This is a genomic window from Desulfogranum marinum (genome assembly GCF_016918565.1).
Classification (GTDB): domain Bacteria; phylum Desulfobacterota; class Desulfobulbia; order Desulfobulbales; family Desulfobulbaceae; genus Desulfogranum; species Desulfogranum marinum.
Genome location: NZ_JAFFQD010000084.1, coordinates 1 through 6,487, shown reverse-complemented (window position 1 = coordinate 6,487; position 6,487 = coordinate 1). Strand labels below are relative to the sequence as shown.

General features: G+C 46.2%; 5 protein-coding genes. 2 read left to right on the top strand and 3 right to left on the bottom strand.

The window, feature by feature from the left end:
- The coding region (locus JWH17_RS22510; RefSeq protein WP_205224955.1) for a hypothetical protein at positions 1 to 215 on the top strand (215 nt) is incomplete at its 5' end.
- A 477-nt stretch (positions 216 to 692) separates the two neighbouring features.
- On the opposite strand, the gene JWH17_RS22505 is transcribed toward JWH17_RS22510, so the two are convergent.
- Positions 693 to 1,865, bottom strand: coding sequence for an iron-containing alcohol dehydrogenase (locus JWH17_RS22505; RefSeq protein WP_205224954.1), 1,173 nt, complete (start codon positions 1,863 to 1,865; stop codon positions 693 to 695).
- A 327-nt stretch (positions 1,866 to 2,192) separates the two neighbouring features.
- On the bottom strand, positions 2,193 to 4,244 hold the full coding sequence (locus JWH17_RS22500) for a molybdopterin-dependent oxidoreductase (protein ID WP_205224953.1): 2,052 nt from the start codon (positions 4,242 to 4,244) through the stop codon (positions 2,193 to 2,195).
- A gap of 422 nt (positions 4,245 to 4,666) precedes the next feature.
- Between JWH17_RS22500 and JWH17_RS22495 the strand changes: the two genes are divergently transcribed.
- Positions 4,667 to 5,944: a hypothetical protein gene (locus tag JWH17_RS22495; RefSeq protein WP_205224952.1), complete on the top strand. Its 1,278-nt coding sequence runs from the start codon at positions 4,667 to 4,669 to the stop codon at positions 5,942 to 5,944.
- Positions 5,945 to 5,971: 27 nt separating this feature from the next.
- Here the strand turns inward: JWH17_RS22495 and JWH17_RS22490 are convergent.
- Positions 5,972 to 6,487, bottom strand: a 516-nt coding sequence (locus JWH17_RS22490; RefSeq protein WP_205224951.1) for a transposase, incomplete at its 5' end; no start/stop codon positions are given.

Genomic DNA, 6,487 nt, shown 5'->3' with positions numbered 1-6,487 from the left:
GTTCTGAGCCAGAATCAAACTCTCCAGTTTATATCCTAGCCACAATCACTTACGATTGGACTTACTTACTTCAAAAAAACCAAAATCAATTGGCCCGCTTGTTTACTGTTCAGTTGTCAAAGATCAAAGCCATTGTACATGGCCTCGGTATAACAGAAGTTATACTTTATGTACTGCGTAAGCTCTTGTCAAAACAAGAACATGTTGCTCAATAATGTTGGTCAAGCAACGGAGCGACAATCTACTGTAACTCCGCCGTGCCGTCAACCTTTTTTTTACTGTTGTTGAAAGTAACTTTCAACAACTAAAAAGGTGTGATCGTTGATCACTGCCAACGACCTTCAGCATGCTGCCTGGCGATTGTATTCGTCAAGCAACGGAGCGGCAAACTACCTTACCGCGCTCTTGAAGTCAACCTCTTTTATTCGGCTGGTTAAAAATAAATTTTAACCGCCAAAGGCTTGGAATTATTAAACAACTAATAATCCACTTCAAGCTGTGCCGTCCATGTTTCGTCAGGCACGGGGCGGGAAAATACTCGATCATCAATCGGTCGTCAATAACTATTTTTGCGATCAGTTGCTTTTTTCTCTAAATGTTTTTTTTATTACCACCGGGTGAACAAGGTTAACCACCCGGTGGTAATGTATTAAAAAGCCTTTAGACAAGTAACGAAACTCTAAATAACAGTACTAAAGTGCAGCCTGCAAAATCTTCCTGGATATATCAAGAGTAACGTCACCGGTTTCAGAAAGAGCCGTCATTCCATGTTTGTCCAGTGACTCAATAATCCTATCAATCCCTTCTTCCCCTATATCATGGTCACCTAGCCGAGTCTTGATGCCAAGACTTTGAAAGAATTCCTCTGTTTTACTAATAGCAGCATCAATCCTTGTCTCTTCATCACCTTCTGTGATTCCCCACACCCGTTCAGCATATTGGAGCAACTTTTCTTTCTTTTGCTCCTTACGAACTTTCCATACGGCGGGTTGGACCATGGCCAGAGTTTTGGCGTGATCAATACCAAAAAGAGCTGTTATTTCATGCCCTATCATATGCGTGTTCCAGTCCTGTGGCACCCCTGCACCTATCAATCCATTTAAAGCCATGGTTGCACACCATACTAAATTGGCCCGTGCATCATAATTTTCCGGCTCTTCAACGGTCTTCTTCCCTATTTCAATCAAAGTCTGCAGAATGCCTTCGGCAGTCCTATCCTGAAAACGTGCTTCCGCCGGATAAGTAACATACTGTTCAACTGTATGAACAAAAGTATCTACCACGCCATTTGCCACCTGAGTCACCGGCAGAGTATAGGTCAGCTCAGGATCAAGAATAGAAAATTTTGGAAACGTGAAGGTGCTGAAAACAGGTAGCTTATCTTCACCGTCAGTAATTACCGCTCCACAATTCATCTCTGACCCCGTAGCCGGCAAGGTAAGCACCGTTCCCATTGGCACAGCACCTTCAACCGGTACAGGAGTAAAACCAAAATTAAGTAGCTCTCGCTCTTTACCAATAAAGTCATCTGCTACTGAAGCAATGGCAATAAACTTTGTTCCGTCCATTACTGAACCGCCACCAACAGCAAGTAAAAAGTCTACTTTCTCTTTCCTGACAATATCAACTGCGCCCATAAGCACTGACAGCTCTGGATTCGCACCAATGCCGCCAAATTCCAAAACATTGCGATCAGATTTGGCTAACTCTGTTTTTACCTTGGCTAATACGCCTGTCCTCTTTGCACTCCCCCCTCCATAGGTGATGAGCACCGTTGAATTTTTCGGGGTCAAAGCATCTAATTGCTCCAATTGCCCTTTGCCAAATACGATGTGTGTTGGGTTGTAAAAGTCGAAATTTAACATGTGTAGCTCCTCTTAAAAGTAGAGTTCACTGGGGTAGTTATCGAAAAAACAAAAGTAATCGTACGCTGGTCAGGTGCGTATTGATTAGTACACCAGGATTATAGTTTACTTGATGCTCACGGTATGGCTTGTAAAGTAAGACACTTTCATTGAAAGAGAAGACGCAATCATACCTCTATTTTGCCTAATCGGACTTTTGGAAAAAATAGGGGACAGACCACCTTTTAGATTTACAATCTAAAAGGTGGTCTGTCCCCTATTTTACTATTTTACTATTTTACTATTTTCTCCTATTTTACCGATATGTTACCAGCGAACAATTACAGGCTACCCATAATCAATACTCTTGGTGGAGATGCAGACCCGCGACTCATGAAAGGTCGGCCCAGCAGCAACATCGGTTGTCTTTTGTGAGGTAAGTTCATTGATTGCGGTGGGGCATTTGTCTGTCTGCCAAAAAAGCCCTTCAGCCACGAGCAACCCCTCTTGTGTGTCCTCGCTCACTTTAGCCAGCCGCAGACACTTCCCACGGTTATTTTCAAGTAAAACCTCAGCCCCGTCCGCAATCTCATACAAAGCAGCATCCTTGGGGTGTATCAACACCTCTCCAATTTTGCCTCTGTGCAAATCGCCAAAGGTTGAATTGAGCAAATCCATATGGGGTGGTGTTATCAATTTCAAAGGTAACCGTGAGCAAAGATCTTTATCGCTAAATTCATCTGCTTCGAGTAGACAGGGAATTGCAGGAGCGCCCTCTGTTGCCGCCTCTTCTGCAGCTACCTTAAAGGCAAAAGCAGTGTCCCAGCGACGCATTACCGCCTCCCCAGTTCGCTTCCGCGTCGACTCAACCCAACCACTAAACTCATCAGGGTTAAATACGTACCCATTAGGCACCCCTTCCATGGTAGCAACATACTGCTGCAACCGTTCTTCAGCAGTTTGCATGAAGGGTACGTCGGTAAATCCCATTGTCCGGGCCAGGTCCTGAAACAGGTCAAAATTACTCCGTGCCTCACCCACCGGCTTAATAACCTTGTCCACACATCCCATAAAGAAATGGCCGTAACCGGTATACAGATCTTTGTTTTCTAAAAAGGTAGTAGCAGGTAAGAGAAGATCAGCGTAACGGGCAGTGGGAGTCATCACCTGTTCGTGGACAACGGTAAACAGATCGTCACGCAGAAGCCCCTGGCGCACCATAGAACTGTCAGGAGCCACACTCAAAGGATTGCAACTGTACACAAAGAACAATTTCACTGGCGGCTGCAGGGCAGTCAGGGCATGGCCAAGATGGGCCATATTCACCAGGCGGGATTCGGTGTCAGCAAGCTCGGGAAAACGCAGTTTGTCCGTGTCTCCACTAAATGCTTTGCTCGACAGCAAAACACCCTGCCCTTCCTGCCCGCTAAACAACCCCAGCGCAGCTGCCAATGCATTGATAGCTCGAACGCTCATCCCGCCCCGACTATTGCGGCTCAATCCTATTCCAATACGGATAAAAGTCTTGGGATGTGCTGCTAGCAGTCTGGCAAATGCTGCAATGGATTCTTTATCTAGTCCGCTCTGGCTTGTGAACTGCTCCCAGGGGGTTGCCTGCAAATACCCTTCAAGGGTTGCAAAGTCCGTAGTTTGTTCAGCAAGCATTTTGCGGTCCAGCCGGTTGGTTTCCACCAGGTATTTCAAGGCTCCCAAGGCGAGCGCGCTGTCACCGCCAGGCTGCACCTGAATATACTGATCAGCAGCCTGTGCAGTCTCGTTCCGATAAGGATCTATTACCACCAGCCTGGCACCTTGTTTACGCGCCGCAGCAATAAAGGGCCAAAAATGAACATTGGACACCTTAACATTAATGCCCCAGGCAATAATAAGGTCCGTATCTGCAGCAACCTCCGGCGGGCTCCCCGGTACATCGCCGTAGTGCATGGACCACCCTTTTCCTGCAGCAGCTGAGCAAATTGTCTCGATCAACCGGCTCGCTCCAAGCTTATGGTACAGACCATAACCAGCGTTTCTGTTTAAAACTCCCATGTTACCGGCGTATTGGTAGGGCAGTATCGCCTCTCCACCATACTGGGCAACGATTTTTTTGAGCTTCTCACTTAATAACTCAAGGGCTGCTGGCCAGCTTATCCTCTCAAATTTACCTTCCCCTTTTTTGCCAATCCGAACCTGGGGATAAAGAATTCTGTCGGGAGAATAGACACGCTCAGGGTACCTGCGCATTTTTCTACAGATAAAGCCCTGGGTATAGGGGTGGTCAGGGTCACCGGCTAAAGATTCCACTCTGCCGTCGACCACTTTAGCTATAATTCCGCAACTGTCAGGACAATCAAGCGGGCACACGCTCTTTTTATATTCAACGTTGCTGTTGAATTCCATTTTTTGCTACCTTTATTAGAGGAACCATGATTCCGATGCACTATAACTACCTCTTGACTACGTTCACTTTAACGTTAACATTTAACTGTGCGAAGAATCAATTTTTTCTCCCCTGAAACATGATACAAAAACACCAAGAAAAAACTCGCTCTAACTGTAAAACGAAAAAAAGTTATATGCTGAGGATATCAGGCTCTCAACTATTGCACGATTTGCTGAGGCTATAGGCAAACGGATAGAGTTAAATTTTGTATAACAGGAAAATTGAGTTTGGCATTCCCATATTCGCAAGCGATCGGCCAAGCCCGTAGGGTGGATAAGCGCAGCGCATCCACCACTGTGAGTATTGGGAATCCGCGTGGATGCGCTACGCTTATCCACCCTACTAAACGATTAAGCTAATAACGTTGGAGATCTCGCCCATGTTCCAGAACCTGATTCTGAAAAAAGCTTACACAACAAATCAATTAAAGGTCACGGTAATAGCTTTGGCCCTGCTCCTCCTTCTTTGCCCCCTTGTCACCTTTGCACAATATGAAACGCCACAAAAATATTCGGTACAATCACTGCTCAAACCAGAAGTACGAAAAGGGAAGCACTTTACGGTAGCCGAAGAAGTGACAAGCGATGGATTTTTCTATCACTATACAGTGTTGTCGCCATACGGCACATTTACACCAAGCTCCACAAGTGCACTGTATCAGCTTACCCAAGAATTAAACGTTATTGCGGCAATGAAAAAAATTGCTACCGACGACACCGCAATTGCCGCCTTAAAACAATCTGGTAAAAATGCCGCCACAGGCATCAAAAACCTTTTTACCAATACGGAAGAGACGCTTCAGGGAGCGGCTGCAGGGGTTAGCAGCCTGTTCAACAGAGCCTCCAACACTATCGGCAGCCGCCAGGTAACCGATGCCGAAGACACTAGAGCACAGCAAATAATCGGATTTTCAAAATCCAAGGGTAAGATCGCCACTCAATACGGAGTAAACGTATATTCTGCAAATACAGTCTTGCAAGAAGAGCTTGACCGGCTAGCCTGGGCAGACTACCTCGGTGGGCTTGGAGTCGGTGTGGCCATGAGTGCTGTACCGGGCGTCGGGGGCCTGGTACTGACCACCTCGGGGACGGCGCGTTTACTTAACGAGGCAATCAACAACACCCCCGCCTCGGAACTCTGGCTGCAAAACAAAAACAAGCTCCTCGCCATGGGTATGAATGCAGACACGGTTCAGCTATTTCTTAACAACAGTGTCTTTAACCCTGCCCTTGCAACGGTAACAGTTTCCGCCCTGGAAAAAATGAAGGGCGTGGAAAACCTGGAACTCTTCATCAAGGTCGGCCTGCAGGCCAGTGACCCGCAAATGGCAAGGGTGATAACCACTCTGGCTGTTATGTCCGCAGGTTATCACCAACAAATAGCTCCTCTGAAACGCATTTCGCCACTGGCACGCATAACCAAGGCAACAACCACCAAGGGTGAGACTGTGGTTGTACTGCCTACAGATCATATTATCTGGAGTGAAAATGTAGCAGGTATCGCCCGCTCACTTACAGAAAAGAGCGACTCTAAAGAGACGAAGAAGCAACTGTGGGTATTGGGTGATTTCAGCCCCGTAGCCAGCGCCAATTTACAGGAAATGGGATGGACCCTGCAGACTAATGTTAGAGACAGGTTGATTCCTTCTAAAAAGTAGAGAAGTAAGGGACAGACCAGAATGGCGCTAGTTTAAGCTATTTGCACTATATCTGCTGCGGTGTTCCATTTCCTGCATTTCGTGCCTCGGTTTGGTTAATAGTTGGTAGTTTTTCTGGCGTCGTTTTAGGCACCTCGGTTCTCTTCTGCCTGGTCTTTGTTGAAGGGGTAACCCCGTCACCGTACCGTATAAATCATCAAGCATTTTAACTCGTTCTGCATTGCTCAACTTGTCATGGTTCAGCTGAGGTTCCCAGTTTCGAATTGCCTGCAAACTCCCTTTAAAACTTACCAGTCTAACTGCAACATCCACTCTTTCTGCCGCTTCATACATAAGCCTACGAACACAGTTGTAAGCTATAAAGTTCATAAGGATCTCTTTGGATATCATTTCCGGAGTTTGGCACCGTAAAATATCCATTCCCATGGTCGTCTTTATATCTCGAAAAAAAAGCTCAACATCCCATCTTTTCAGGTACAGTTCGGCAATTTCCTCGCTAGGATATTTGATGGGATCCAGCAAGGTCGTTATAATGAAAAATCC